Source organism: Pseudomonas sp. P4_C3, from assembly GCF_056402075.1.
In genome coordinates this window covers 1-24,734 of sequence record NZ_JBFUIC010000045.1, presented here as the reverse complement: position 1 = coordinate 24,734, position 24,734 = coordinate 1, and the positions used below count along the sequence as shown (strand labels likewise).

Annotated in this window: 27 protein-coding genes; 17 read left to right on the top strand and 10 right to left on the bottom strand. The window is 59.1% G+C overall.

Going from position 1 to position 24,734, the window contains the following annotated elements:
* Nucleotides 1–199: 199 nt before the first annotated feature.
* Nucleotides 200–1,387, top strand: a complete 1,188-nt coding sequence (locus AC1DVH_RS10900) for an MFS transporter (RefSeq protein ID WP_477753805.1) — start codon at nucleotides 200–202, stop codon at nucleotides 1,385–1,387.
* A 38-nt stretch (nucleotides 1,388–1,425) separates the two neighbouring features.
* Here AC1DVH_RS10900 and AC1DVH_RS10895 read toward each other — a convergent pair whose 3' ends face one another.
* Nucleotides 1,426–2,463 carry an alpha/beta hydrolase family protein gene (locus AC1DVH_RS10895; protein ID WP_477753804.1) on the bottom strand — a complete coding sequence of 346 codons (1,038 nt, stop codon included), beginning with the start codon at nucleotides 2,461–2,463 and terminating at the stop codon, nucleotides 1,426–1,428.
* A 168-nt stretch (nucleotides 2,464–2,631) separates the two neighbouring features.
* Nucleotides 2,632–3,243 (bottom strand): FMN-dependent NADH-azoreductase, encoded by a 612-nt coding sequence (locus tag AC1DVH_RS10890; RefSeq protein ID WP_477753803.1) that lies wholly within the window; start codon nucleotides 3,241–3,243, stop codon nucleotides 2,632–2,634.
* 131 nt (nucleotides 3,244–3,374) lie between these two features.
* Between AC1DVH_RS10890 and AC1DVH_RS10885 the strand changes: the two genes are divergently transcribed.
* Nucleotides 3,375–4,283, top strand: coding sequence for a LysR substrate-binding domain-containing protein (locus AC1DVH_RS10885; RefSeq protein WP_477753802.1), 909 nt, complete (start codon nucleotides 3,375–3,377; stop codon nucleotides 4,281–4,283).
* Nucleotides 4,280–4,639: an MmcQ/YjbR family DNA-binding protein gene (locus tag AC1DVH_RS10880; protein ID WP_429396430.1), complete on the top strand. Its 360-nt coding sequence runs from the start codon at nucleotides 4,280–4,282 to the stop codon at nucleotides 4,637–4,639. The genes AC1DVH_RS10885 and AC1DVH_RS10880 overlap by 4 nt, the downstream gene beginning before the upstream one ends.
* 7 nt (nucleotides 4,640–4,646) lie before the next feature.
* On the opposite strand, the gene AC1DVH_RS10875 is transcribed toward AC1DVH_RS10880, so the two are convergent.
* Entirely contained in the window at nucleotides 4,647–5,075 is a 429-nt protein-coding gene (locus AC1DVH_RS10875; protein ID WP_477753801.1) for a DUF1294 domain-containing protein, read from the bottom strand.
* The gene (locus AC1DVH_RS10870; protein ID WP_477753800.1) at nucleotides 5,072–5,902 is read right to left on the bottom strand and encodes an undecaprenyl-diphosphate phosphatase; all 831 of its coding nucleotides are present in this window, start codon (nucleotides 5,900–5,902) and stop codon (nucleotides 5,072–5,074) included. The genes AC1DVH_RS10875 and AC1DVH_RS10870 overlap by 4 nt, the downstream gene beginning before the upstream one ends.
* Before the next feature lie 295 nt (nucleotides 5,903–6,197).
* Between AC1DVH_RS10870 and pnuC the strand changes: the two genes are divergently transcribed.
* From pnuC to AC1DVH_RS10830, 8 genes are all read left to right on the top strand, one after another.
* A complete protein-coding gene (pnuC, locus tag AC1DVH_RS10865; protein ID WP_477753799.1) occupies nucleotides 6,198–6,761 on the top strand; it encodes a nicotinamide riboside transporter PnuC in 564 nt (187 codons plus the stop codon).
* The gene (locus tag AC1DVH_RS10860; RefSeq protein ID WP_477753798.1) at nucleotides 6,758–7,282 is read left to right on the top strand and encodes an AAA family ATPase; all 525 of its coding nucleotides are present in this window, start codon (nucleotides 6,758–6,760) and stop codon (nucleotides 7,280–7,282) included. Before pnuC ends, AC1DVH_RS10860 begins: the two co-directional genes overlap by 4 nt.
* Before the next feature lie 347 nt (nucleotides 7,283–7,629).
* Entirely contained in the window at nucleotides 7,630–8,076 is a 447-nt protein-coding gene (locus tag AC1DVH_RS10855) for a hypothetical protein (protein ID WP_477753797.1), read from the top strand.
* Nucleotide 8,077: 1 nt separating this feature from the next.
* Nucleotides 8,078–8,656 (top strand): adhesin, encoded by a 579-nt coding sequence (locus tag AC1DVH_RS10850; RefSeq protein ID WP_477753796.1) that lies wholly within the window; start codon nucleotides 8,078–8,080, stop codon nucleotides 8,654–8,656.
* A gap of 64 nt (nucleotides 8,657–8,720) precedes the next feature.
* Nucleotides 8,721–9,575: a heme utilization protein gene (locus tag AC1DVH_RS10845; protein ID WP_477753795.1), complete on the top strand. Its 855-nt coding sequence runs from the start codon at nucleotides 8,721–8,723 to the stop codon at nucleotides 9,573–9,575.
* A gap of 67 nt (nucleotides 9,576–9,642) precedes the next feature.
* On the top strand, nucleotides 9,643–10,323 hold the full coding sequence (locus AC1DVH_RS10840; RefSeq protein WP_477753794.1) for a C39 family peptidase: 681 nt from the start codon (nucleotides 9,643–9,645) through the stop codon (nucleotides 10,321–10,323).
* 26 nt (nucleotides 10,324–10,349) lie between these two features.
* A complete protein-coding gene (locus tag AC1DVH_RS10835) occupies nucleotides 10,350–11,111 on the top strand; it encodes a hypothetical protein (protein WP_477753793.1) in 762 nt (253 codons plus the stop codon).
* 46 nt (nucleotides 11,112–11,157) lie between these two features.
* Nucleotides 11,158–12,465: a hypothetical protein gene (locus AC1DVH_RS10830; RefSeq protein WP_477753792.1), complete on the top strand. Its 1,308-nt coding sequence runs from the start codon at nucleotides 11,158–11,160 to the stop codon at nucleotides 12,463–12,465.
* Between the two features lie 55 nt (nucleotides 12,466–12,520).
* Here the strand turns inward: AC1DVH_RS10830 and AC1DVH_RS10825 are convergent, their stop codons facing one another.
* The gene (locus AC1DVH_RS10825; protein ID WP_477753791.1) at nucleotides 12,521–13,846 is read right to left on the bottom strand and encodes a sigma-54 dependent transcriptional regulator; all 1,326 of its coding nucleotides are present in this window, start codon (nucleotides 13,844–13,846) and stop codon (nucleotides 12,521–12,523) included.
* Nucleotides 13,847–14,187: 341 nt separating this feature from the next.
* Here AC1DVH_RS10825 and AC1DVH_RS10820 point away from each other — a divergent pair, with 341 nt between their 5' ends.
* The 3 genes from AC1DVH_RS10820 (at nucleotide 14,188) to nhaB (ending at nucleotide 17,614) form a co-directional block, all read left to right on the top strand.
* Nucleotides 14,188–14,454 (top strand): hypothetical protein, encoded by a 267-nt coding sequence (locus AC1DVH_RS10820; RefSeq protein ID WP_477753790.1) that lies wholly within the window; start codon nucleotides 14,188–14,190, stop codon nucleotides 14,452–14,454.
* 289 nt (nucleotides 14,455–14,743) lie between these two features.
* Nucleotides 14,744–16,033, top strand: a complete 1,290-nt coding sequence (locus AC1DVH_RS10815) for an NHL repeat-containing protein (RefSeq protein WP_477753789.1) — start codon at nucleotides 14,744–14,746, stop codon at nucleotides 16,031–16,033.
* Between the two features lie 78 nt (nucleotides 16,034–16,111).
* Entirely contained in the window at nucleotides 16,112–17,614 is a 1,503-nt protein-coding gene (gene nhaB, locus AC1DVH_RS10810) for a sodium/proton antiporter NhaB (RefSeq protein WP_477753788.1), read from the top strand.
* Between the two features lie 49 nt (nucleotides 17,615–17,663).
* Here nhaB and zwf read toward each other — a convergent pair whose 3' ends face one another.
* Both zwf and gnd read right to left on the bottom strand, forming a co-directional pair.
* Entirely contained in the window at nucleotides 17,664–19,178 is a 1,515-nt protein-coding gene (gene zwf, locus AC1DVH_RS10805) for a glucose-6-phosphate dehydrogenase (RefSeq protein WP_477753787.1), read from the bottom strand.
* The gene (gene gnd, locus AC1DVH_RS10800; protein ID WP_477753786.1) at nucleotides 19,175–20,155 is read right to left on the bottom strand and encodes a phosphogluconate dehydrogenase (NAD(+)-dependent, decarboxylating); all 981 of its coding nucleotides are present in this window, start codon (nucleotides 20,153–20,155) and stop codon (nucleotides 19,175–19,177) included. Before gnd ends, zwf begins: the two co-directional genes overlap by 4 nt.
* Nucleotides 20,156–20,428: 273 nt before the next feature.
* Here gnd and AC1DVH_RS10795 point away from each other — a divergent pair, with 273 nt between their 5' ends.
* Together AC1DVH_RS10795 and AC1DVH_RS10790 are read left to right on the top strand one after the other, a co-directional pair.
* On the top strand, nucleotides 20,429–20,611 hold the full coding sequence (locus AC1DVH_RS10795; RefSeq protein ID WP_108217489.1) for a DUF6026 family protein: 183 nt from the start codon (nucleotides 20,429–20,431) through the stop codon (nucleotides 20,609–20,611).
* Nucleotides 20,612–20,813: 202 nt separating this feature from the next.
* A complete protein-coding gene (locus AC1DVH_RS10790) occupies nucleotides 20,814–21,023 on the top strand; it encodes a hypothetical protein (RefSeq protein WP_007994798.1) in 210 nt (69 codons plus the stop codon).
* Between the two features lie 76 nt (nucleotides 21,024–21,099).
* Here AC1DVH_RS10790 and AC1DVH_RS10785 read toward each other — a convergent pair whose 3' ends face one another.
* From AC1DVH_RS10785 to zapE, 3 genes are all read right to left on the bottom strand, one after another.
* Nucleotides 21,100–21,591, bottom strand: a complete 492-nt coding sequence (locus tag AC1DVH_RS10785) for a GNAT family N-acetyltransferase (RefSeq protein ID WP_477753785.1) — start codon at nucleotides 21,589–21,591, stop codon at nucleotides 21,100–21,102.
* A 118-nt stretch (nucleotides 21,592–21,709) separates the two neighbouring features.
* Nucleotides 21,710–22,291 carry a DinB family protein gene (locus tag AC1DVH_RS10780; protein WP_477753784.1) on the bottom strand — a complete coding sequence of 194 codons (582 nt, stop codon included), beginning with the start codon at nucleotides 22,289–22,291 and terminating at the stop codon, nucleotides 21,710–21,712.
* A 26-nt stretch (nucleotides 22,292–22,317) separates the two neighbouring features.
* Nucleotides 22,318–23,436, bottom strand: a complete 1,119-nt coding sequence (gene zapE / locus AC1DVH_RS10775) for a cell division protein ZapE (RefSeq protein WP_477753783.1) — start codon at nucleotides 23,434–23,436, stop codon at nucleotides 22,318–22,320.
* A gap of 158 nt (nucleotides 23,437–23,594) precedes the next feature.
* On the opposite strand from zapE, the gene AC1DVH_RS10770 reads away from it, so the two are divergent.
* Nucleotides 23,595–24,647, top strand: coding sequence for an aldo/keto reductase (locus tag AC1DVH_RS10770; protein WP_477753782.1), 1,053 nt, complete (start codon nucleotides 23,595–23,597; stop codon nucleotides 24,645–24,647).
* Nucleotides 24,648–24,734 lie beyond the last annotated feature (87 nt).

Sequence of the window (24,734 nt, the reverse complement as noted above, 5' to 3'; positions counted from 1 at the left end):
TTCTTGTTGGTGCATAAATCATCGCGAGCAAGCTCGCTCCCACAGGGGAAYGCATTTCAAAATGTGGGAGCGAGCTTGCTCGCGATGAGGCCATGAGGAACAGCGATAATGTCACGGCAAAAGTAGTTAGCCTGCTTTCTTTTATCCCAACGCCGCGCCATGATGCAGTTCTCCCGCCGCCGCCCGCGAACGAGCCCTCATGTCTGTGCCGCAAGTTGCTCCGCAAAGCTCCATGGCGATCACCCTRCAGATCGTCTCCATCGTCGTCTATACCTTCATCGCCTTCCTCTGCATCGGTTTGCCGATTGCGGTACTGCCGGGTTATGTCCACGAGCAGCTCGGGTTCAGCGCCATCGTGGCCGGGCTGACCATCGGCTCGCAATACCTCGCCACCCTGCTCAGCCGGCCCATGGCCGGGCGGATGTCCGACAGCGTTGGCACCAAGCGCGCAATCATCTTTGGCTTGTCGGGGATTGCGCTCAGCGGCGCGCTGACCTTGCTGTCGACCCTGTTGCAAGGCTTTCCCTTGCTCAGCCTGCTGATTCTGATCGCCGGGCGCCTGTTGCTGGGTATCGCCCAGGGATTGATCGGCGTCGGCACCATCAGTTGGTGCATGGGCCAGGTCGGCGCGGAGCATACCGCGCGGTCGATTTCCTGGAACGGCATCGCGTCCTATGGGGCGATTGCCATTGGTGCGCCGCTGGGTGTGGTCATGGTGCAACAACTGGGTTTCGCCAGCCTGGGCATTGCCCTGTCGCTGCTGGCCCTGGCTGCACTGTTGCTGATTCGCAACAAGCCTTCGGTGCCGGTGGTGCACGGTGAACGTTTGCCGTTCTGGGCGGTGTTTGGGCGCATTGCGCCGTTTGGCGCGAGCCTGAGCCTGGCTTCCATTGGCTACGGCACCCTGACAACCTTTATCACCCTGTATTACGTCAATCGCGGCTGGACTGGCGCGGCCTACTGCCTGACCGTGTTTGGCGTGTGTTTCATTCTGTCGCGACTGCTGTTCATTTCCGCCATCAGCCGATTCGGCGGGTTCACGTCGGCCATTGCCTGCATGTGCATCGAGACGCTTGGCCTGGCGCTGCTGTGGCTGGCACCGTCGACCGGATATGCACTCATCGGCGCCGGCCTGACCGGGTTCGGCCTGTCCCTGGTGTACCCGGCGCTGGGTGTCGAGGCCATCAGACAGGTGCCCAATTCCAGCCGGGGTGCGGGCTTGAGTGCTTACGCGGTGTTTTTTGACCTGGCGCTGGCCATCGCCGGCCCGTTGATGGGCGCAGTGGCGTTGAACCTGGGTTATGCGTGGATTTTCTTCAGTGCGGCGTTGTTGTCGGTGACGGGTCTGGGACTGACGCTGCTGTTGAAACACCGCGCCATGGCTTGAATCCCTGTAGGAGCTGCCGAAGGCTCCTACAAAGGGATCTATTGATCGGCGGTCTGCATCCCGGCCCGGGTTGCTCTGCCCAAGGTGCTCGAGAAGAAGCGTCCGGCTTCTGAGATCAGATTGCGGTGAATGTCTTGCCGATCGACGCCATCGGCATCGGTGCACAGCGCGGGCATGATCACGATCTGCTCGTCATTGCACGGCGCCATGAATACGAAGTGCCCTGCCCCGGCCAGCAGCTTGAAGTCAGGCGCCGTCGGCAGTTTGCGCGCCAGTGCCGCGGCGTTCTTGTCGACCGCCACCAGTTTGTCGCCATCGCCGCTGTAAAGCAGCACCGGCACATGCACATCGGCCAGGGTGTGGCGACCGAACTTCAGGCTCAACGGCGCCATCAGCATCAAGGCGTGGACGCGAGGATCAGGCACCGGTTGCAGGTCGTCACGGTCGACAATCAATTCACCCTGGGTGTTGCAGGCATCGTGGTCATCCGGACGTTCCTGGCAATAACGGCGCAGGCGATCCAGGTCCGGGGTGGCGCCAGACAGAATCAATGCGGTCTCGCCACCGGCCGAGTAACCGATGACCCCCACTTGGTCGGCATTGACGAACGGCGACAGCATACGGTCGCCCAAAGTGGCGGTGATGGCTTCGGAAATCTGGATCGGCCGGCCGTACAGGTTACTCAAAGTACCGAGTCGGCTGTGATCCCTGGAGTTGTCACCGGGGTGAATCACCGCCACCACGACGAAGCCTTTGCGCGCCAGCGACGTGGCGAGGTCGTGCAGGGCCAGCGGGGTACCGGTGTTTCCGTGGGACAGCATCAGCATCGGGAACCGGCCAATGGCAACCTTGGTGTCCTCCCCGGCTTCGACGGTGTAACCCTCGAGCTTGCTGGTGTGCTCCCAGTCACTGGACGGATAGAAGGCGATGGCGCGCATCGGCTGCAGGTCCAGTGGGTCGAGAAACGTCATCTCATGGAAGCCGACGCTCCAGTGAGGATGCGGTGCAGGCGCGGCGTGCACTGTATTCAGGCTGCTGAGCAGGCAAATCAGTAAAGTTGCACAAAGACGCACCATGGGATGCCCCACCTTGTTACCGGACTTGTGACGTGAACCCTGACAGCATAAGTCGGGCCACAATCTGAAACGACCAGAAACAAAAAACTCCGTAGCTGGTACTTGCGTAACCAGACTACAGAGTTTTTTTGGGCTTTACCTGAACGGTTGCCTACTTTTACGCAAGCCTTACGCAGCGGCGAACAATTGCTCGCTGATTTGCACGTGAGCATCGCTCATGGCTTTGTTGCGCACGTCTTCACCGTATGCCAGGCCTTCGGCACGGACGATTTCGATGTCGGTGATGCCGATGAAACCGAACAGCAACTTCAAATATTCTTCATGGGCAACACCGCTTGCCTGACCGGCGTGCATGCCGCCGGAGGTCGAAACGATCACGACTTTCTTGCCGCCGCACAGGCCTTCAGGGCCGGCTTCGGTGTAACGGAAGGTCTGACCGGCTACCGCGATGCGGTCGATCCAGGCCTTCAGTTGAGTCGGGATGGTGAAGTTGTACATTGGYGCGGCRAYTACCACGGYATCGGCMGCCWKGAATTCGGCCAGGGTCGAGGCGCTGAGTTCGGCTTCGTGCTGTTGTGCGGCATTGCGCAATTCTGCAGTGGTGCCGGCGGCGACCAGGGTGGTGGCGGAGAAGTGGCTGATCGCGTCGGCGGCCAGGTCGCGGTAGGTCACCACGGCGCTTGGCTCGGCGGCTTGCCAGGCTTTGACGACTTCGCCGCTCAGCTGACGGGAAGCCGAGTTGTCGCCCAGAATGCTCGAATCGATATGCAGCAGTTTCATGTGGGATCTCCAGGTGAGGATCGCCCACAAGGGCGATCTGATGGGACTAATCCTACAGACGAAACCAATAGCTGATTAGACGGCAACAATGCGATAGTTCGTCCCACAGATAGAACAATCGGATTCACACCATGCAAGACCTCAACGACCTGTATTACTTCGCCAAAGTGGTGGAAGCCGGTGGTTTCGCGGCAGCCGGGCGTTTGCTGGGCATCCCCAAGTCACGACTGTCACGGCGCATCGCCGAACTGGAAGAACGCCTTGGTGCTCGATTGCTGCAACGCACCACCCGACAGCTGAAATTGACCGCTGTGGGTGAGCGCTACCTCAGGCACTGCCAGGCGATGCTGCTGGAGGCGGAAATGGCCGACGAGGCCGTCGCCAGTATGTCCAGCGAGCCCCGCGGGCGTTTACGGGTGTCCTGCCCGGTCGGGCTGGCCCACGAAATATTGCCGGGGGTGATCAGCGACTTTCTGGAACGGTTTCCGCAAGTCCAGCTGGAGGTCATGCTGCTCAACCGGCGGGTCGACCTGGTGAACGAAGGCATTGACGTGGCCCTGCGTGTGCGCGAGCTGGGCGACGAAGACCCGCTGCTGGTCACTCGTCGCCTGCGTCAGGCGCAGATGCTGATGGTCGCCAGCCCGGGTTTCCTCGTGGGCCTTGAGATCAACCATCCCGAGGATCTGAAAAGCCTGCCGGTGCTCGGCGCCCTGGAAGCCGACCGCCTGGTGCACATCCGCCTGCTGGATCAAAAAGGCAAAAGTTGTGAACTCGCGCTCGAGGCCCGGCTGGGCATCGATGACTTTATCGTGCGCAAGGCCAGCACCCTCTCCGGTCTGGGCTTTACGATGCTGCCCATGATGTATTGCGAGCAGGAACTGGAAAACGGCTCACTGGTGCAGTTGCTACCCGAGTGGTCGTTGCCCGGTGGCTGGCTGCAAGCGGTCTATCCTCATCGACGCGGGGTGATGCCGGCGGTACGCGCCTGGATTGACCATTTGGTCGAATCCTTCAATGCCTGTGGGGAACGATTGTTATGAAAGCCGGACGGATGAGCGAAGAGGATGTCGCGAAGTTTTGCCTCGCCCTGCCGGGAGCGCGGGAAGACTATAAATGGGGAGGYGTACGGGTGTTTTCGATTGCCGGGAACAAGATGTTCGCGTTGCAGGGCCTGCGGGGTGATTCCCTGGCCTTCAAGGTCGACAAGGATCTGTTTCTCGGTCATTGCGACCGCCCGGGGATTCATCCGGCACCTTATCTGGCGCGCGCCCAGTGGATCATCATGGAGACGCCCTACCCGCTCGGTAGCGAAGAGCTACAGGGATTGCTGCGGCGTTCGCACCAGTTGGTGGTGAGCAGGCTGCCAAAGCGCACTCAAGTCGGACTGCTGCTATAGGGCCTTATTAGAGCAAGGCAAACACGTGTGCGCCGAGGAACAGGTGATCGATCCAGAACACCTGGTGCAGTAGCACGATGATCCAGAACACCAACTGGTACGAGACTTTGCGGGTTTTGTGCCGAAACGCTTGCTGGGCCAGCAAGGCACCGGGCCAGCCTCCGGCGAACTCCAGCGCATGCAGGACATTCTCGGGCGTGCGCCATTGCTCGGCGCGGGCCTTGCGCTTGTCACTCCAGTACAGAAAAAACGTCACGACGCTGACGATGCCGTAGGCCGCCAGGGGAATCAGCGACTCCCCATGCAGCCATGACGACACTGAACCCGACAGCGGCAACGCGCACAGGATTGCAAACACCAGCCATTTCAACCGTGAATGGCGGATCTGTCCCCCGGGCTGGCGCCCGGGGTTATTGCGCGAGCTTGAGTCACTCACGGCTTGGCTGCGCTCCAGTCGACCCAGCCGAATTGCCAGGTCGCCAGGATGATCAGGCCGAACACAATGCGATACCAGGCAAACGCCGCATAGCTGTGGTTGGCGATGAACTTGAGCAGCCCGCGGACCGCGATCATCGCGAAGACGAACGCCGTGACGAAACCGATCGCGAACACCGGGAAATCCGCCGGGACAAACAGGTGGCGGTATTTATAGCCCGAGTACACCGCTGCGCCGACCATGGTGGGCATCGCCAGGAAGAACGAGAACTCGGTAGCGGTCTTGCGCGACAGGCCGAACAGCAACCCGCCGATGATCGTCGAGCCCGAACGCGAAGTGCCCGGAATCATGGCCAGGCATTGGGCGAAGCCCACTTTCAGGGCATCTTTCCAAGTGATGTCATCCACCGTTTCGGCGTGTACTTCATGCTGACGGCGCTCGGCCCACAACATGATGATCCCACCCACGACCAGCGCCGTTGCCACGGTGATCGGGTTGAACAGGTATTCGTGGATCAAATCGGCGAAGATCACGCCCAACACCACGGCCGGCAAGAACGCGATCAACAGGTTCGCGGTAAACCGCCGAGCGCCCGGCTGGGTCGGCAGACCGATGACCACGTCGAAGATCTTGCGTCGAAACTCCCACACCACTGCCAGGATGGCACCCAGCTGAATAATGATGTTGAACGCCATCGCCCGCTCGCCCCCGAAGCCGAGCAAGTCGGCCACGATGATCTGGTGGCCGGTACTGGAAATGGGCAGGAATTCGGTCAGCCCTTCTACAATCCCAAGAATCAATGCCTGAAAGGCGGTCCAAAGATCCATCAATCCCCCAAAAGGCTATGCGCATTGGCATGCCCCGTTAGTATTTTTCAAAAGCCTTAATTGCGATCAGCGTAGCTGAAGGCCCGCGCATCAAGGATCACCACAGAACCGTAAAAATCCTGTGAAAAAACAATCCTGATTCGGGTTTATCCGCGCGGGGCCGAAATCCTACCAGACAAGTCCGATTGGCGCTGCCGCGTTATCGCGCACCAATGAAGCACACCCTGCGCCACGGGATTCTCGACGCCGATCCGGTTACAATCCGTCCCCTTTCCGATTTTCCCAAGGAGCCTCCATGTCCGGGCTTGAACTGTTTGCCGCCGCCCTCGGTGTCATTGCCGTCTGGTTGACAGTCAAACAGAACCCCTGGTGCTGGCCCATCGGCCTGGTCATGGTGCTGCTCTATAGCTGGATCTTTTTTGAGGTGAAGCTGTATTCGGACATGCTGCTGCAAGTCGTTTATGCCGCCTTGCAGCTTTACGGTTGGTGGCAGTGGACGCGGATTGGTGAAGCGACCCATGGCCGCGAAGTCAGTCAGCTCGACACTCGGTCCGTGGCGTTGAGCCTTGCCATCGGTGCAATCGGCAGCCTGTTGCTGGGGGCGGCCATGGCCAACTGGACCGACGCCGCGCAACCCTGGCTCGATGCGGCGTTGACCGGATTCAGCCTGGTAGCGCAGGTCTGGATGGCGCAAAAACGTGTCCAGTGCTGGCCGCTGTGGATCGCCCTGGATGTGATTTTCGTCGTGCTGTTCATCTATAAGGACCTGTACCTGACCGCCACCCTGTACGGGTTGTTCACCGTTATCGCCGTGCAGGGCTGGCGCGAATGGCGCGCCGATCCGGCATTGCACGCATGAAAGTCCTGGTACTCACAGGCCCCGAATCCAGCGGTAAAAGCTGGCTGGCAGCCGAGTTGCAACAGCGTTTCGGCGGGATTCTGGTCGACGAGTATGTGCGCTGGTTCATCGAGCAGAATCCACGGGACACCACATTGGCCGACATTGCGCACATCGCCCGCGGTCAATTGGCATGGGAAGACCATGCGCGGGCGCAACGACCGTCTTTGCTCATCCTCGACACGCACCTGTTGAGCAATATCCTCTGGAGCCAAACGCTGTTTGGCGATTGCCCCGCCTGGATTGAACAAGCGCTACTGGCCCGGCATTACGACTTGCACTTGCTGCTGTCGCCGGAACACGTCGACTGGACGGATGACGGCCAGCGTTGCCAGCCCCGATTGAGTGAGCGCCAGGCATTTTTCGACCAGACCCTGGCCTGGCTTGAGCGCCACGCACAACCGGTTCAGGTACTGCACGGAGATTGGGCAGAACGCCGACTCTTGGCACTGAACGCCGTGACCCGATTGCTCGGCGCCTGACCRGCGTTTGGGGCAATTTCCCCATCACCCCCCCCTGTTTTGGGGGAAAAGTGTCCGATCCTGAAACACCCTCCGTGCCTGAAACTGCCCGTTTCAACGCCCCTCATCGTTTGGTCGCCGGACTTGTTAAGGCATTGATACAACAACGCTATAACCCCTGTTCTAGAGGGGTTCGCCGGCATTTCCGGGTTGCCTGCGCATGGTTTCGTCTCACCGTTGGAACATCCTCGGCAAAGGGCCCCCGGGCAAATTCCGCAAGCCATTGAATCAACACGATATTCAAAAAACGGCACAGCTTTCGCTCTATCCCTTACACCGCTGACCAGGGCCAGCCCACAAATGAAGGAATGACCGTCGTGGGGATACTGAATAAAAAGGGCTTGACGTGCCTCCTGCTGATCGCGAGCGCGGGCGGCACTGTTCTCAGTTTCAACCTACAAGCCGAAGGCAACGGTGTCATCGTGCTTGATCGAACCATTCACGCAACTCCCATCGGTCGCAGCGGCGGCAGAGATCCGAACCCTGACACCCTAAATGCCAACCCATCGGCCCGCGTCACCGGCGAACTCAGCGATGCCGACATTGCCGGGGTCACCACCGGAACGGCCCTTCGCCACAGCAACGGGCAAAGCCCGGGTGGCCTGCAAGGCCTCAACGTCGTCACCAACCCCAACGGTTTGCCTGGCATGTCTGTCGGCCAGGGTGGTGGTAGTGGCGGCGCCATTTCCGGAACCATCAACCGCGCCATGAGCAGCGGCCTCGGTTCACTGGGCACAATGGCGGGAGGCAAATGAGATGAGTCGATCCCTCCTGTTGCTTGCCCTGCTCGGCTGCACCAGTGTAATGGCCGATTCGGGCGTCAGTTCGGTTAACACCGCCTCCATCCAGGATTCCGGTACTCAATACCGAGGCAACTTCAACGTCAACCAGGCGGCCGGTGATCAACAGCAGCAGGCCAACGTCCGCGCAATCGCCATTGGTACCCAAGCCGGTGCGACCACCAGCGTCAGGCAAAAAATCACTACGCCGGCCAATCCATCGCTTGACGCGACAGCCAATATCGGCGGCACCTCTTTCAGTAATGGCAACGGCGTACTGGGTGTCAACCAGGGCGCCGGGGCGAACAACCAGATGGCCAACGCCATGCGCATTAGCATCAGCGCTGCACCACAAGCCATCGACGATAGTGCCCTTTCTCAACAGAACGTGGCCTTGTTACCGAGCTCGGGAGCAACTGGCACCCCAAACGGCAGTCGCCAGGTCGTGACAAGCGACCAGGCCTTCACCGGCAGCCGGGGAGTGATCCAGGTGAACCAGAGTGCCGGGGTGGGGAACCGAATGGCTAACACCCTGAGCATCCGGGTCTCTGACTGACCCCTATACAGTGCGATTAGGGACGTACCAACACTTGACCAACTAATGAGCACGGAGAAACACCATGAACCCGACAACTGCTCTCAAACCTCTGGCTTTTGCTCTGGCAGCAGTGATGGCATTCGCCGCACAAGCAGGCTCTCTTGCTGATGGTCAAGGCAACGGTCAGGGCACTGGGCAAGGCAACAACCTTCAGCCTGATGGCCCGACTCTGGAACAGTTTCTGCAGATTACAGCAGGCGCCGGGGCCGCCGTGCTGGACTCGCAGATCAGCAGTCACAACTCCGTATCGAACCAGGGCACCCAAAACGACGCTAAAGCCGATAACTCCCTGAACAACTCCAACGGCAACATGGGTGCCAACGTTGCAGCTGGTGACGGCAACCAACAAGACAACGCCGCCGCCCTTGCCACTGCTGACGAAAGCTTTATTTTCGGCACCGCCGTCGCCGTCTCCAGCGCGACACAGAGGAGCAACGGCAACACCGCCAGGAACCGCTCCAACACCAACAACACAACGCTCAATAACGCCGGCAACAGCGGTTCCGGCAACATCGGCATCAACGTGACCACCGGCGCCTTCAACCAACAGAAAAACAACCTGGCAATTGCCGTTTCGGGCGGCCGTGTAGCACTGGCAGCGGCAGCGGCCAACCAAAGCACGTCCGGGATGAAGGTCACCAACAACGGCAATCCCACGACTGATTTCGTACCCGTGGGTGTATTCGGTCTGGCTGGCGTAACCACTCAACAAGTGATGACTCCAGATAGCTGGAAACCCCCTGTAACCAACAATGCTTCGATAACGGGCTCGATGAACAACTTCTCCGGCAACGGCGGAGCGAACGTATCGTCCGGCGTAGGCAACCAGCAAAGCAACTCGCTGTCCATCGCCGCAGGCTGCAAACTTTGCCAGTAATCGCGATCGCAATCGCAATGAAAGCCCCGGCGACGGGGCTTTTCTACAGCCCCAAGGCGTATCGATCATGCGTAAGACTGTCCTTTTCGCCCTGCTCTGCCTGTCTGGCCTGATCCAGGCCGCACAGATGCCGGTGGCCGCCCTGCCGGGTGGCGTGCTGGTATACAAGCACGTACAGAGWTTGCGTGAGCGCAAGTTCAGCGACATCGTCGAACAGAAAACCGATTTCAGCTGCGGTGCCGCCGCGCTGGCAACGATACTGCGCCAGGCCTATTGGCTTGACGTCGATGAGGAGCACATCATCAAAGGCATGCTGGTCACCGCAGACCAGGACCTTGTGCGTACCCAGGGTTTTTCCATGCTGGACATGAAGCGCTACATAGAGCGCATCGGCATGCGCGCCCGGGGCTACAAGATCCCGCCTGAAAGACTCGATGCAGTGACGATTCCGGTGGTGGTACTGATGGAAATTCGCGGCTACAAGCACTTCGTGGTGTTGCAGAGAGCGGACAAGTACTGGGTCTATATCGGCGACCCGGTACTCGGACACAAACGCTATTCCCATGATGACTTTGTCAAAGGCTGGAATGGCATTATCTTCGCTATCGTCGGTCCCGGTTACGACAAAACCAATGCGTTACGCAGTCCACCGGAACCGCTGACAGCCAAGAACAAGATGGATAACTTCAACCCGGTCAAAGATGCTGAACTGATGGATTTTGGTTTCATACAGAGCGACTTCTTTTAATCGCCAATAAGATGATAGGGGGCAGGATGCTCCGGGAGCAGCAAATGAAAACCTCGTATTGGGTGGTCGCTGCCTGTCTGGCAGCGAACACTTCAGGTTTTGCTGATGAGTTCAGACCCATCGAAATCAATGACCAGGAACTGRCCGCGTTGCGTGGCCGGTATGTGATGCCGGGGCGGATCATCAGCTTCGGTGTTGTCATGAGCAGTACCTGGCGCAATGCCAGTGGTGATCTGATCGGGGCATCCACCTCGATGCAACTTCAAGCCGCAACGGTCAAACCCGAGTTCTATGTTTCAACCATCAAGCAATCCGGTCATGGCGGTACGTCCAGGTCGGGCAGCGGTAACGTGACGGGTGGCGCTGCCCTGAGCACTTCCCGGGGCATAACCCAGGTCACACGGGCCGCAGGCGATGGCAACAGTTCAAACAACAACATTGCCATCAACGTCAAAGAGGCCCGCACGGCCCCTGCACTGGTGCCGAGCCAGGGCCAGGCGCTGATAGCCGGTCAAACCATTACCGGCAGCAATGCCGCAGGCAGTGTCGCCGTTTCCGCGACGAGCGGCGGTGTTCAGGTGGCCATTACCGCCAACAACAACCAGGGCTCAAGCCTGCAACAGGTCGCCCAAGGCGGGTTGCTGCAAAACACCCGGTTGCTGGGCAGCAGCAATGTGGTCAACAACATGACTCAACTCAACGTAGTGCTCAACAATAATGGCCCCAGTACAGGTGTATTGGACTTCAACCTGAACCAACTCGCTGCATTACGGACCTTGGGCTATTGAACTACGCTGAGTCTGGACCATTGGGCACAAATGGACGGCTTATTTCATGTACCGATCAGTATCACTGCGTGCAGTTGTATGCTTGAGTGCTCTACTCCCGGCGGCGATGGTGCCGGCAGCAGCTGACCCGGAAATGGAGGCGCTCAAACAAGAGCTTCTGGAGTTGAAACAACGATACGAAGTCCAGCAAAAAGCCCTGGCGGTACTGGAACAACGAATCCGCCAGGTTGAGGACCAGCCCGCTTCTCCTCCCCCTAAACGCCTGGCCAAGTCGCCAGCAGACATGAAAGGCAATCCAAACGTCGCCACCGGCACCGGTGCGGCGGCCGCTTCAGGGGGTSCCGCCGGGGGCAGCGGCAGCTCGTATGGACAATCGTTGGCCGATGACTCACAACCGGCGCAAAGCGTTTCAAATCTGTATGACGAGGCCAGCGGGTTCTTCGGTGGTGGCAAGTTCAGCTTCGAAACCGGGATTACCTACTCCCGATACGATACCCGCCAACTGATCCTCAACGGTTTTCTCGCCCTGGACTCGATCTTTCTGGGCGCCATCAACCTGGACCGGATCAAGGCCGACACCTGGACGCTTGACCTCACCGGCCGCTACAACTTCAACAATCGCTGGCAGTTCGACCTGAACGTGCCGGTGGTCTACCGTCAATCCACCTACCAGTCCGGTGGCGGCAATAACGGCGCCGCCAACGTCACGACTGAAGATACCGTCAAGGAAGACCCGACCATAGGTGACGTCAACTTCGGTATCGCCTACAAATTCCTCGACGAGTCGGTCAACACCCCGGATGCCGTGGTGACCTTGCGCGTCAAGGCGCCGACCGGCAAAGATCCGTTCGGCATCAAGCTGATTCGGGTGGACGATAACTCCAACCTGGCCGTGCCTGAATCCTTGCCTACCGGTAATGGCGTCTGGGCGATTACACCGGGGATCTCTCTGGTCAAGACGTTCGATCCGGCAGTGCTGTTCGGCAGCCTGTCCTACACGCACAATCTGGAGGAGTCTTTCGACGACATCAGCTCCAACCCGGCGGTCAAGACACCGGGCAAAGTACGCATTGGCGACAGCTTCCAGATTGGCGCCGGTATTGCGTTCGCCTTGAACGAAAAGATGAGTATGTCGTTCTCGGTCTCTGACCTGGTGCAACGCAAAAGCAAGCTCAAGGAAGATGGCGGGGATTGGCAATCGGTGGTCTCCAGCGATGCCAACGCCGGTTACTTCAACATCGGCATGACCATTGCGGCCACCGACAGCCTGACCATCGTCCCCAACCTGTCCATCGGCATGACGGACGATGCTCCGGACTTCCAGTTCAGTCTGAAACTCCCTTACTACTTCTGACCCGAACAAAAAAACCGCTGCAATCGCAACGGTTTTTTTGGTTTCCGGCTGCGGTTCAGCGAATCTGGTGCTTGTGCAACAACCGGTAGAAGGTTGGACGCGACACACCCAATACTTTGGCGGCGACACTCAGGTTATCGCTGTGGCGGTTCAATACATCACACAATGCCTGGCGTTCGGCCCGGCTCTTGTATTCTTCGAGGGTGCCCATCGGCGCGGCGATTGTATGCTGACCGATCAACCCCAGATCACGAGCCTCGATCTGCCGGCCTTCGGCCAACACCAGCCCGCGACGAACGCGGTTGGCCAGTTCGCGAACATTGCCTGGCCAGTCGTGTTTGCCCATGGCAATCAATGCGTCTTCGCTGAAACTGCGTGGGCGGCGTCCGGTTTCATGGCTGTAGAAATGGGAGAAGTGGTTGGCCAGCGACGCCAGGTCGCCATGGCGCTCGCGCAGTGGAACGGTCGCCACTTGCAGTACGTTCAAGCGGTAATACAAGTCTTCGCGAAAGCGTTTCTTCTCGATGGCGGCTTCAAGGTCGACATTCGTTGCCGCCAGAACCCGCACATCCACCGCAATCGGCTGACTGCCGCCCACCCGCTCGATGTGTTTCTCCTGGAGGAACCGCAACAGGTTGGCCTGCAACTCCAGTGGCAGGTCACCGATCTCGTCGAGAAACAGAGTGCCACCGTTGGCGGCTTCTATCCGTCCGACCTTGCGTTGGTGCGCGCCGGTAAATGCGCCTTTCTCATGGCCAAACAGCTCGGACTGGATCAAGTGTTCGGGAATCGCACCACAATTGATCGCGATAAAGGGTTTGCTGTGACGCTGGGACAGACGATGCAGGGTGCGTGCGACCAGTTCCTTGCCAGTGCCGCTTTCACCCCGAATCAACACCGGAGATTCTGTCGGAGCCAGTTTGTTCAACAGTTTCCGCAGTTCACGGATAGGTTTGCTGTCACCCAGCAATTCATGCTCGGGCTGGTCAACATAGACCGTTCCCTGCCCGCGCAATCGCGCCATGCCAAACGCCCGGCCCAGCGTTACCTGAACCCGGGACACATCGAATGGCAAGGTATGAAAGTCAAAAAACCATTCACACACAAAGTCGCCGACATTTTGCAGGCGCAGCACTTCCTGATTGAGTACGGCTATCCACTCGGTGCCACTGCGGCTGATCAATTCCTTGACGGCTTCCGGGTGCTCAAGGTGAGAGGGCTGCAAGCGTAACAAGCCCACGTCACAGGTTCGGTCAGTGGCGTTCGCCAGCGTGCAGCTATCAACGTCCCAACCGATAGCGCGCAATCCAGGGAGCAGACGATAGCAATCGTCACAGGGGTCCACCACTAATAAACGTCGTAAAGCAGGCGCATCGCTCATGACTGTTCCTTGACGCCAAATTTAAGAAATTTTATTAAAAACAGTCATTTGGCAGACCTAACTGTAACATTAGCAAGAATTTGACAGGGCCTTGTACTGTTTGACTATAGGGACGCTGTAAAACCAGTTATAAGTTGCGATTCTGTTAGTTACCTAACGACTCTTCCTTTCATTGCGCTTTCAATGCCAGCATCATTCTTGAGCCTATGAAATAAAGTGGAAATTTCTTTTGATTGTGTGTGACCCAAACCCCGGTTGCGGGCATCAGTACAAGTAACCAGCCGAACGGTAAGCCCAACCGACGGCACATCACTTGATTGGGCATACAGAGAGAAGACCCTATGAACGCCCCGCTCCGTATCAACGAAGCATTGCTGATTGCCGACCGCGCATTCAAACCATTCAAATGCGTGGCCTGGGCCCCACAAGACGGTAATGGCGAACTCAGCCTGACCGTTATCGACCGCACCAGCACCAGCATTGGCCGCAAGCAGATCCCAAGCAGTGCCTACTCCGACCCTCAACAACTTGAACGTCTGCTGGAACAGGCACGCGCCGAATTGAGCGAGGAAGGTTACACACTGCAATCGTGGTCGATGCCGCACTAATCTGTTTTGCGGATTACTCCGGGGTAATCCGCACCCTCCCCCCCTGCCATTAGTTGGGTTGATCGTTTTCACCGATCCGCACTCATTTCCCGCACAAATTCGAACTTTTGCGCACCCGGTACTTTGCAGGCTTGCCATTGGTTCGAAAAGACACTGTTGTGGCACACAACGACTCTCCGTCTGTGAGTTCTCACCATTGCGCATCTCATCATTCAGGGTTTGAATATTCTCCCTACATAGTCGCCACCCAAACTTCTGGATCAGGACGACTCGCAAGGAGTTGCGGCGCATGTCAATCCAGTCCGCTTTTACCTTCTCCGCCACCCGGCACACCCCCGGGACCCTCGATACGACGTTTGCCGCCAACGGCAAAACCCAGGTGTATTTCGTCGACAGCCTTTCCAGCCTCGCCAATGACATTGCGATCGATGCGCAGGGCCGCTTGCTGGTAGCCGCAAAAGTCGGCATGGCCGATGGCAGCCGCTTTGGTCTGGCCCGCTTGCTGGAGGACGGTTGCGCAGACCTCGCGTTCGGCAAGCAAGGTAGTGTCATCGGCCAATTCGAACCGGGGTTCGAAGCCATGGGCGCCAAGGTTCTGGTCATGCCCGACGGCAATATCCTGTTGGCCGGGCTGCACTACGAAAACACGCACCGCACGCTCCCGGCCCTCGCCTTGCTGGATCAGCAGGGTCGCCTGGTTCAGAGCTTTGGCGATAATGGTCGCTGCGTCGTGCGATTGCCTGGCGGTCTGTCCCTGGGCATTCGTGATGCATGGCTGCCGCCCGGTGTGCCGGGTGCGGAAGCCTGCGATGTGGACGTACAACAAGATGGCCGGATCCTGATCCTGGCCAACCATCACTACGAACTGGCCGATCACGTCGKCCTGTTGATACGACTGGATGGCGAAGGCTCGCTGGACTGCTCGTTCAACGGTAGCGGCTTCGTGGTGGTCAGGCACCTGCTRATGAATACCTGGCTCAGCAACCTGACGGTACAACGTGATGGCCGAATTCTGGTCGGTGGATCGATCAACTTTCCTGAAGAAGGCTTGCTGGCACGCTATCACGCTGACGGCCGCCTCGACGACCGTTTTGCCGTGGATGGATTCATGACCTTCAAAACGCAAGGGCATGGCGCCCGGGTCAGTCAGGTGGTCCAGCAAAACGAAGGTGACATCCTGTGTTTCGGCAGCAGTTGCGAGCCGATGCACTGCCTGACATTTAAAATGCACAGCAATGGCCGACCCGACAATCATTGCAACGGCGGACAACCACAGCGGCTGCAAATCGGTCACAACGGATGCCAGTGGATCGCCGCGCAGTTACAGCCCGATGGCTGTGTGCTGGCGGCGGGTGCAACCATCGGCGGCGTTGAAGCAGACTTCATTGTCGGGCGATACCTGCCCAACGGCCATCTCGATCGCCGCTTTGGCAAAGGCTGTGGCTGTACGCGTACTCGCCTGGGCCCCGGCCCGGATACCGCCACCTGTGTCACGGTGCAGGCCAATGGAAACATCGTGGCTGGCGGCTATTCGCTGCAGGGCAGTTACAAGGCAGTCGTCGCGCGCTTTCTAGGCTAAACCGATGGGTTTTTCCTGCGCTTGATCTTCTCGTCCGCTTACGGCAACTTGCGCGCTTCTTAAAACAAGGAGCAGCCGATGTCCGGTTCAATGGCCCAGGCGTTCGCGCACAACTTTCTCGGGAACTCGCCCCGTTGGTATAAGGCCTGCATCGTCGGCTTTCTGATTCTCAATGCCCTGGTGCTGTGGACCGCAGGCCCGGTGGCGGCCGGCTGGCTGCTGGTGCTGGAGTTCATCTTTACCCTGGCCATGGCGCTCAAGTGTTATCCGCTGATGCCCGGCGGCCTGTTATTGATTGAAGCCCTGCTGCTGAAGATGACCACGCCACAGGCGCTGTACGACGAGTTGCTGCACAATTTCCCGGTGATCCTGCTGCTGATGTTCATGGTGGCCGGTATCTATTTCATGAAGGACTTGTTGCTGTACCTGTTCTCGCGTCTGCTGTTGGGGGTTCGTTCCAAGGCCCTGCTGGCCCTGATGTTCTGCTTTCTGTCGGCGTTTCTGTCAGCGTTCCTCGATGCCTTGACCGTGACTGCCGTGATCATCAGTGCCGCCGTAGGCTTTTACTCGGTGTATCACCGCGTCGCCTCGGGTAACGATCCGCGTCTGGACAGCGAGTTCAGCGACGACAAACATCTGCCCACCCTCCATCAGGGTGATCTCGAACAGTTCCGCGCCTTTCTGCGCAGCCTGCTGATGCACGGTGCCGTGGGCACCGCATTGGGCGGTGTCTGCACGCTGGTCGGTGAGCCGCAGAACCTGCTGATCGGCCATGAAATGGGCTGGCACTTCTCCGACTTCTTTACCCGGGTTGCGCCGGTATCCCTGCCGGTACTGGTTGCCGGACTGGTGACGTGCGTTCTGCTGGAAAAGCTGCGCTGGTTCGGATACGGCACGCTGCTGCCGGATAACGTCCGCGCGGTACTGGCCAACTACGCCGCCGAAGACAATGCCGAGCGCACCACACGCCAACGTGCAGCGCTGCTGGTGCAAGGCGTTGCCGCATTGATTCTGATTGCCGGGCTGGCGTTTCACATCGCCGAAGTGGGTTTGATCGGTTTGATGGTGATCGTGTTGATCACCGCCTTTACCGGTATCACCGACGAACACCGCCTGGGCACAGCATTCAAGGACGCCATGCCATTTACCGCATTGTTGGTGGTGTTTTTCGCCGTGGTCGCGGTGATTCACGATCAGCAACTGTTCGCCCCGCTGATCCACTGGGTGCTGGCGCTGCCGGCGGACCAACAACCGGGCATGCTGTTCATTGCCAATGGCCTGCTGTCCGCCATCAGCGACAACGTGTTCGTGGCAACCATTTACATCACCGAAGTGAAGCGCGCATTCATTGCGGGTGAGATGACCCGTGAGCATTTCGAGACGCTGGCCATTGCGATCAATACCGGCACCAACCTGCCTAGCGTGGCGACGCCCAACGGTCAGGCGGCGTTTCTGTTCTTGCTGACTTCGGCGATCGCACCGCTGGTACGCCTGTCTTACGGGCGGATGGTCTGGATGGCGTTGCCGTACACCGTGGTGATGGGTTTGCTCGGATGGTATGCGGTGAGCTACTGGCTGTAACCCCCGGAGCAAAATGTGGGAGCAAGCTCGCTCCCACAGGAGATGCGTGTTATCCGAGGCGGTGCCAGACGCGACTGTCACGGGTGAGCAATTCTTCGCCGGCCTTGGGACCGTTTTCCCCGGCGGCATAGCCCTGCACGCTGGAATCCTGCTGCCAGGCATCCAGGAACGGTTGCACCGCGCGCCAGCCGTTCTCGATGTTGTCAGCGCGCTGGAACAGTGTCTGGTCGCCGGTCAGGCAATCGTAGATCAGGGTTTCGTAGCCGGTGGACGGCTGCATCTCGAAGAAGTCCTTGTAGGCAAACCCCAGCTCGATGTTGTCCATCTTCAGGGCCTGACCGGGACGCTTGGCCAACAGGTCGAACCACATGCCTTCGTTGGGCTGGATCTGAATGCGCAAATAGGTCGGCTGCAACTCGTCGACCTCGGTATCGCGGAACTGCGCATAGGGCGCCGGTTTGAAACAGATGACGATCTCGGTGTCACGCACGCTCATGCGTTTACCGGTACGCAGGTAGAACGGCACGCCGACCCAGCGCCAGTTGTCGATCATGACCTTGAGGGCCACATAGGTTTCGGTATTGCTGTCGGGTGCGACCTTGTCTTCCTGGCGATAGCCCGGCAACGCCTTGCCATCGATCTCACCCGCGGCGTACTGGCCGCGCACCGAGTTGGCGCGGGCCTCCTCCACCGTCCAGGGCCTGATCGCGCCGACGACCTTGGCTTTCTYGCCCCGGACCGCATCGGCGCCAAACGCGGCGGGAGGCTCCATCGCCACCATCGCGAGCAACTGAAACAGGTGATTGGGCACCATGTCCCGCAGGGCGCCGGTGTGCTCATAAAAACTGCCACGGGTTTCCACGCCGACAGTTTCGGCGGCGGTGATCTGCACGTGATCGATGTAGTGATTGTTCCAGAACGCTTCGAACAGGCTGTTGGAAAAACGGCTGACCAGAATGTTCTGCACGGTTTCCTTGCCCAGGTAATGATCGATCCGGTAGATCTGCTTTTCCGTCATCACCTTGAGCAGGCAGGTGTTCAAGGCCTCGGCCGTTTGCAGGTCAGAGCCAAAGGGCTTTTCGATCACGACCCTTCTGAACGCCTCGGGGGTCTCCTCCAGCAAGCCGGCGGTACCGAGGCGGCGTGCCACTTCACTGAAGAAACGCGGTGCGGTGGCCAGGTAGAACACCGCATTGCCGGTTCCGCTGTCGGCGATTTTCGCCGCCAGCGCTTTATAAGTGCTGTCGTCCAGGAAATCGCCCTGGACGTAGCTGATGCCTTTGGCAAGTTTGGACCAGACCGCTGGATCAAGGGTGTGGTCACCCTTGCCAGCCATCTCGTTTCGAATGAAATCTTCGAGCTTTTGCGCAAAGCCTTCATCGCTGATGGCGTTGTGGTCAACGCCGATGATCCGCAGTCCATCCCCGAGTAGCCCGTTGCGCTTGAGGTTATACAGCGCCGGCACCAACAGACGCTTGACCAGGTCACCGTGGGCGCCAAACAGAAACAGCGTCGTCGGTGGTGCGGGCTCAGCCTTGGATTTCCTGCGGATCACATGGGTCATTTTTTCGAGGTCTCCACGTGGCCGCCGAAGCCGAAGCGCTGGGCCGAGAGAATCTTGTCGCCAAAGGTGCCTTGACCACGGGAACGGTAGCGGGAGAACAGCGAGTTCGACAGCACCGGCACCGGTACCGCTTGCTCCATGGCGGCTTCGATGGTCCATTGACCTTCACCGCTGTCGGCCACGGACCCGGAGAAACCGTCGAGTTTCGGATCGCTGGCCAGGGCGTCGGCGGTCAGATCGAGCAGCCACGAGGACACCACGCTGCCACGCCGCCAGACTTCGGCAATGTCGGCGACGTTCAGGTCAAAACGCTGGTCTTGCGGCAGGCTCTCGCTGTTTTTGGTCTTGAGGATGTCGAAGCCTTCGGCGAAGGCCTGCATCATTCCGTACTCGATGCCATTGTGGATCATCTTCACGAAATGCCCGGCGCCAGCGGGACCGGCGTGAATATAGCCACGCTCGGCACGATCGTCGTCAGACTTGCGGTCCCTGGTGCGCGGGATGTCGCCCAGGCCCGGGGCCAGGGTTGCGAACAGCGGGTCGAGGCGCTTAACGGTCTCGGCATCGCCGCCGATCATCATGCAGTAACCGCGCTCCAGGCCCCATACGCCGCCGGAGGTACCGACGTCGATGTAATGCAGGCCTTTTTCCGACAGGGTTTTCGCCCGGCGGATATCGTCCTTATAGAAGGTGTTACCGCCGTCGATGATGGTGTCGCCGGCTTCGAGCAAGGTGCTCAGGGTGTCGATGGTTTCTTCGGTCGGCGCGCCGGCCGGCAGCATGACCCAGACCGCACGCGGCGTGGCCAGGCCAGCGACCAGCGCCGGCAGATCGGTGACGCCCGTGGAGCCTTCTGTGGCCAGGGCTTCGACAAAGGCGGTATTGCGATCGTAAACAACGGTGGTGTGCCCGTTGAGCATCAGGCGCCGCGCAATATTGCCGCCCATGCGGCCCAGTCCAATAATCCCGAGTTGCATGTGCTGATGCTCCCTACTACAAATAAAAGTGTGTCAAAGGTTATAGCCCAACGCGACTCATGAGGTTAGTCCAGAGCGTTGGCGTGAAGTTTCCGGGCATTGTGCCCGATCCTGATGGATAACGTCGGGAATCAAACCGAAGACACAACGACCATGAAAAATAAAAAAGTTCCCTTCGGGGGCAAAAGAAATCAAAATTGGCGCCGATAGTAGATCAGCCGTTGATTTTCGAGGCGGTTCTACAGTTGAGACACGCCATTTGCGAGGTGAGCAATGGGCACAGTACACACCGCACTGCCAGCACAAACCCTTTACGTCACAATCCGTCGTGATGAGTTGCGCCAGTTGAAGGACGAACGCGATCAATTGAAACAGGAGCTGGCGCAGTTGCGACTGCTGCTGCAAGCCAATCAGGTGCAGCCCCTGGCTGTCACGCAACGCGCCCCACTCGCCTGACCCCCCTCCTTTCTAGCGGGAGCAGTCTGCACTGCTTCCGCACCGGCTCGCGACCTTCTCCGAGCAGGCTTCCCGCGTTAGCCATGAAGGTCGTTGGTGAAGTTGATTCCCATTGAACGGATTCGGCGGATAATGCCATTTCGACACTGCTTCATTGATTCATGGACGAAAGGCATCCGACATCTGTAGTGGGAGGCAAACCATGAAACGCACCGCATTGATCCTCGCCGGCCTGATGGCCTTGGGCGCATCCAGCGCTTTTGCCGAAGGCGGAGCCGAACGCATGCGCTATTACTATGAAAGCCTGCGACTGGCCCAGCAACAAGCCTTGGGCCACCCCATCCAAAGCACTGAGCTGCGGGTTCCGGACGATCAAACCGCACAAATGACTGAAACCTACAGACCGAAATGATCCAYGGACTTCTGACTGCCAGGGTCACAGAAGACTGTCGGGCGTCCTGATGGACGCCCTTTTTTTGCCTGTTGAATCAGAGGCTCTTGATCCAGAACAGCATCCGTCCATGGGCCGGGTCGAACATGCCGGGGGCGAAACCGGCTTTTTCATAGGCCCCCTGGGCCACAGCGTTGCCTTCCAGCACTTCCAGGGTGAGCTTGCAGCAGCCACGCTGACGGGCGATGTCCTCGACTTTTTGCAGCATCTTCTGGCTCAAGCCCAGGCCGCGAAATTTTTTCACCACCGCCACATCGTGCACATTGACCAGCGGCCGGCAGGCAAAGGTGGAAAACCCCTCGAAGCAATTGACCAGTCCGGCCGGCTCGCCACCGACAAAGGCCAGCACACTGAAGGCGTGGGGACGCCGGGCAAGCTCTGCCGGGAGTTGCGCCAGTACATGGGCTGGCAACGGCTGGCCGCCGCCCATCGGGTCCTCGGCGTAGTGGTTCAACACCAGACAAATAGCCTCGGCATGCACCGGATTGGTGTAACTGGCCTGAAGCACAAGAATTTCTGCGGAGTCCATTTCCATCCTCGATCACACATGAAGTAGCCCCCAGCATGTATTTCACGCTGAAGTGCCCGCTGCACGATAGCGCGAGCACCGTGTTACCGACAATCGCAACCGTGGAATTCTTTGGCGCTCAAGCGCCCCAGATCAAGGCTTCCGTCCATCCCAGCCCGGCAAAATCCTCGGCCCGCAAGTGCGACTCACCGGCGCAGAAAAACTCGTCGAGTTGCGGTGGCTGGACCGAGGTGCCGCTGAGCATGGCGTGTACCTGGCCGCGGTGATGGATCTGGTGTTCAAACAGATGGGACAGCAAGCGCAAGCGACTGTCGTGTTGCGGGGTGTCGCGGGCGATGGTCACGATTTTGCCAAGGTCGGCATCGCGCATCTGCTCGCAGTAGGCGATCAGCCGGCGGTCGACGTGGGCCTGTTCGCCAACGAGGTCCGTCGCCATGAGGCAGGGCTCGTCTTCCTTGAAAAACACCCGGCAATCGGGATGCGGATCGTCGCCGCGCAGTTCCCGCTCCAGGGCGTCCACATAGAACCAGTCACAGGTGAGGATGTGATTGAGCGTGGCGCGGATCGAGGGGAAGAAACTGACCCGGGGTGCGCTCAGTTCCTGCGGGCTCAACTGACGCCAGGCCTTGGCCAGTCGGTGATTGGCCCAGGCGTTCTGATAGGCCATGGTCAGCAAATGGTGTGACAGGGGCTGATTCATGTTCGCTGTTCCCGATCAAATCCTTATCAAACTTCGGCAAACCGTTGCAGTTGCATTTCCTGCAATCGGCTGAGGGTGCGGCGGAACGGGAATTCCAGATAACCCTCAGTGTAAAGCGATGCCATTGGCACTTGCGCTTCAAGGTACAGCGGCACCTTGCGGTCGTAGCATTCGTCCACCAGGGCAATGAAGCGTCGCACCCCGTCGTCGTGCACCGACAACTGCGGCAACTCGCGATCCCCCGCGTCCACCCGCTCGACACCGTCCTCAGTGCCGCGAGCAATGCGCCCGGCGCGTTTCTGCGCGCTGAGGTTGGGCACGTCACTCAACAGAATAGCGCCGTAGGTATCGCACAGGGCGATGAAATCCATGGCCGCGAAGGGTTGCTCGCACAGCGCGGCGTAACGGGTCCAGAGCACAGTCGGGCTGGCCTTGAGCACCTCAAGGGAACGGTAACCGACCTGGATCGAGTCGCTCGATACTGATTGACCGACGCTCAACATCTGGAACACTTCATCCAGCGCGCCGGGCTGACCGGCCTCGGCCACCCAGTAGCGTTGCGAACCGGCTCCCGGATGCAGGCGATGGTCTTCCCCACCATCCACTGCAATTACCTGCATGTGCTGCTTGATCGCCGCGATGGCGGGCATGAAGCGGTCGCGATTGAATCCGTCGGCGTATAACTGGTCCGGCGGCAGATTGGACGTGCAGACCACCACCACGCCCTGTTCGAACATCACCTGGAACAGGCGCCCGAGAATGATCGCGTCGCCGATGTCGTTGACGAACAACTCGTCGAAACACAGAACGCGCACTTCTTCGGCCAATTCACGAGCCAGYGCCTTGAGCGGATCGGCGGTGCCGGTCAGTTGAAACGAGCGCTGGTGCACCCAGCCCATGAAGTGATGAAAGTGCTGGCGCCGCGCCGGTACTTGCAGGCTTTGGTAGAACTGGTCCATCAGCCAGGTCTTGCCCCGCCCTACCGGCCCCCACAGGTACACGCCGGAAATTGGCGCGCGGCCTTCGTGCAGCGCTTCGTGGCATTTTTGCAGGGCCCACACGGCATGTTCCTGGGCCTCGTCCTGGACGAAGCCCTTTTGTTCGATGGCATGCTGCCAGGCGCTTAAGGGGGAATCGATAGTCATGGGCGGCAGTATGCCATTGCGCATKAAAAACGTGACCAGTGATCGGCAGTTTTGTGCAGAGAGGAAAAGCGCCTTGACGCATTAAATTACTAGCATCATATTTAATAGATGTTACTGACAATCTATTAACCTTGTCGCCATCCCTCTGGAGTCATCCCATGCATTACAAAGTTTTCGGTCGTAAAACCGGCTTGCGTGTTTCCGAACTGGCACTGGGCGCCGGTAATTTCGGTACCGGTTGGGGCCATGGCGCCGAGCGCGACGAAGCCAGGCGCATTTTTGATGGCTACCTGGAAGCCGGCGGCAACTTCATCGATACCGCCAATGGCTATCAGGGCGGGCAGTCCGAGGCCATGCTCAGCGAATTCATCGCCGCAGAACGGGATCGCCTGGTCATCGCTACCAAATACACCCTTGGGACTACACCCGCGGCCGRCATTTCCCACACCGGCAACAGCCGCAAGAACATGGTGCGCGCCGTCGAAGAAAGCCTCAAACGGCTGAAGACCGAGCATATCGACCTGTTCTGGGCGCACATGAGCGATGGCGTCACGCCCATGGAGGAGATCCTGCGCGGCTTCGACGACCTGGTCAGTGCCGGCAAGATTCATTACGCCGGGCTGTCGAACTTCCCTGCGTGGCGCATCGCCCGCGCCGACCTGCTGGCCGAGGTACGCGGTTTTGCGCCGATTGCCGCGATCCAGGTCGAGTACAGCCTCGCCGAACGCACCGCTGAGCGCGAACAACTGCCGATGGCCGAAGCCCTGGGCCTGGCCGCGACCCTGTGGTCGCCGCTGGGTGGCGGCTTCCTGACCGGTAAATATCGCAACAGCGCAGGCGACAACCGCGCGAACAAGCTCGGCGTACTGATTCATGCCGAAAAAAGCGCCCGTGAAACTGCCCTGCTCGACACCTTGATAAGCGTTGCCACAGAACTGGACGCCAGCCCCACCCATGTGGCCATTGCCTGGCTGCGGGAACAGGCCAAACGCTCGACCACGGCGCTGATTCCGATCCTCGGTTCCCGGACTCGTGAACAGCTGGACGCCACGTTGGGCGCGCTGAATGTGCAGTTGAGTGCTGAGCAACTGGCACGACTCGATAGCGTCAGCGATGTGGCCAAAGGCGTGCCGCACGAATCCATTTCCGGTTCGTCCGAAAGGTTCAGCGGTGGTCAGACCCTCGACCTGCCAATCGTTCCAGTGGCCTGACACCGCCAAAACTGTAGGAGCGAGCCTGCTCGCGATGAGGGCGGAACATTCAACATCTATGTTGGCTGAACGACCGCTATCGCGAGC